This window comes from Desulfovibrio sp. OH1186_COT-070 (assembly GCF_003860215.1).
GTDB lineage: Bacteria > Desulfobacterota > Desulfovibrionia > Desulfovibrionales > Desulfovibrionaceae > Desulfovibrio.
Map to the genome: position 1 here is coordinate 1 of NZ_RQYH01000167.1, position 469 is coordinate 469.

At 56.3% G+C, this 469-nt stretch carries 1 protein-coding gene; it reads right to left on the bottom strand.

All coding sequences use genetic code 11. The annotated features are described in order from the left end of the window. A partial coding sequence (locus EII23_RS12385; RefSeq protein ID WP_185702413.1) for a transposase occupies positions 1-469 on the bottom strand: 469 nt, incomplete at both ends.

The window sequence follows — 469 nt, forward strand, 5'->3', positions numbered from 1 at the left end:
CCAGCATCAGGGCGGCATGCCCATCAGGAAAGCTGCCCACAACGCGCGTTCGACGACGAATTTCCCGGTTCAATCGCTCAAGAGGGTTGTTGGTTCGGATATGCCGCCAGTGCGCTACAGAGAACGCATAATACGAAAAGGTTTCCTCGATTCCAGAGTCTACCAGACGCGCGGCCTTTTCCAGGCGAAGAACTTTGAGTTTCCGCCAAACCTCCCGAGCTTTTTGGCGGGCAGCTTCTCTGTCTTCCTGAGCGTGGATGGCTTTGAGCATCAGGATCACGTCCTTGGACTTGCCACGCGGCACAACATGCAGCACGTTACGGTAAAAGTGCACCACGCACCGTTGCCAGGCGGCGGCAGGATAAAATTCACCCAGAGCCTCAAGCAGGCCAAGACTTTTGTCCGATACCACCAGCCGGATCCGCTCAAGGCCACGTTCCCGCAAATACCGCAAAAATTGGCGCCAGCT